At 35.5% G+C, this 1,829-nt stretch carries 3 protein-coding genes; all 3 read left to right on the forward strand.

Going from position 1 to position 1,829, the window contains the following annotated elements:
• Window positions 1-342: acyltransferase (locus CXF78_RS16150; RefSeq protein WP_145991506.1), on the forward strand; the 342-nt coding region annotated here is incomplete at its 5' end.
• Complete coding sequence (locus CXF78_RS16155; protein ID WP_102037359.1) at window positions 329-1,216, forward strand: glycosyltransferase family 2 protein; 888 nt, start codon at window positions 329-331, stop codon at window positions 1,214-1,216. The genes CXF78_RS16150 and CXF78_RS16155, both read left to right, overlap by 14 nt.
• Window positions 1,200-1,829, forward strand: a 630-nt coding sequence (locus CXF78_RS16160) for a hypothetical protein (protein ID WP_145991507.1), incomplete at its 3' end; no start/stop codon positions are given. The genes CXF78_RS16155 and CXF78_RS16160, both read left to right, overlap by 17 nt.

Genomic DNA, 1,829 nt, shown 5'->3' on the forward strand with positions numbered 1-1,829 from the left:
ATTGTTTCTGTAAGAAAAGTCATAATTGAAGATGCCGTTTTAGTTGCTGATAAAGTTTATATTTCAGATAATTTGCACGACTTCGAATCAATATCATTACCGATAATCCATCAACCTGTTAAATACCATCGTGATGTGCTTATTAAATCTGGAGCTTGGATTGGTGAGAATGTATGCATTATTGGTGCTAGTATCGGTAAAAATTCAGTCGTTGCAGCAAACTCTGTCGTCACAAAAGATGTACCAGATTACTGTGTAGTCGCAGGTGCTCCTGCCAGAATAATCAAACGTTATTGTCATGAAAGCCAGTCTTGGAAAAAAGTTAACCATGAATCAACATAAAAAACTGGGTCTAGTCACTGTTTTATTTAACTCGCCAGACGTATTAGACGACTTTTTTGTTAGCTTGTCCTGCCAGAATTATCAAAACTATCAGATTTATATTATTGACAATAGTACTATTCCTGAACCTTTAGCCAAATCTCGTGAGCTCGCTGAACGTTTTCAAATTCCTGTTACCTTTATTGATAACAAAGGCGATAACGTCGGGGTCGCAGCTGGTAATAATCAGGGCATTGATGCCGCATTAAGTGACAATTGTGACCTGGTATTATTTATTAACAATGATCTGATTTTTAAAGATGAAAAAGTGCTGTCCAGTTTGGTCGATAGCATGAACTCAGATGAACTTAATATGTGTAGCCCTGTTATCCTCAATTATCCGGCAAAAAAAATCTGGTACGCTGGCGGATACATTGACACCATTAAAGCAGTTGCTCCTCATCACTGTATCGATGATGAATATATTCCTAATAGCATACAACGTGCATCGTTCGACTACGCACCCACCTGTTTTTTAATGGTTACTGCTGCATTGCTTCGTAAAGTAGGGCGTATGGATGAAAAGTACTTTGCATACTACGACGACACTGATTTTTTGTTTCGTTGTAATCAAGCAGGATACAAAGTTGAACTACTGCCAAATGTGGTTATCTACCATAAAGTGGGTAGCTCAACCGGTGGAGATTTATCCTACTTTGGAGCCTATCATCTAGCTCGAAATAGAATTTACTTTATTCGTAAAAACATTAGTGGCATAAGAAAATACATTAGTTTGCTTTACACTGTATCTACACGTTGTATTAGACTTTTATCAGCCACCCCTGAAATTAGTCAGGCGATAAAAAAAGGGATGGCGGATGGTTTCAAAATGTAATCGTAATACTCCGCAAACATTATTGATGTTCTTCGCGGCATCAATGATATTATTTTTCCCTTCTTTAACGATGATTTTATTAGGACAATCATCTTTTACACTAGGGATAGTAGTTGCCTCTTTGTGTATTTCATTTTTCTTATGTATTCATTTTTATTTAAACCGAACAGTAAAGCTCGATCAAAGCGTTATTTTTGCTTTACTCATTATAGTGTCATGTTGTTTCTTTATTTTTGTGCACTTATTCTTTGTAAATCATCAATTACCAATGCTAGTAGAAGTGGATGCTAAACGATTTATTTTCAGCTTTGCCTGTTTATTTATCGTTGTGTTATCTGCTTTTTTAGCCGCTTTATACTTAAAAAATAACTCAAATGCTAAACACTTTTATTATGTAGTTAATATTTGTGGCATCTTATTGTTATTAAATGGATTAATTAGTTTAACAAAAATAGACTTTTTTAGTACAGGGCTTGCCAAACCAACATTTTTGTTTCTCGAACCGTCACATTTTGCCTTAGTAATCACTCCGTTTTTAATCTATTTCTGTCTCACTCTTTCTCGAAACAAAGCGTTATTACTGCTGCTTATCGTTGCAAGTTGGGCTGGGTAT

It is taken from the genome of Shewanella sp. 11B5, from assembly GCF_002836795.1.
GTDB classification, from domain to species: domain Bacteria; phylum Pseudomonadota; class Gammaproteobacteria; order Enterobacterales; family Shewanellaceae; genus Shewanella; species Shewanella frigidimarina.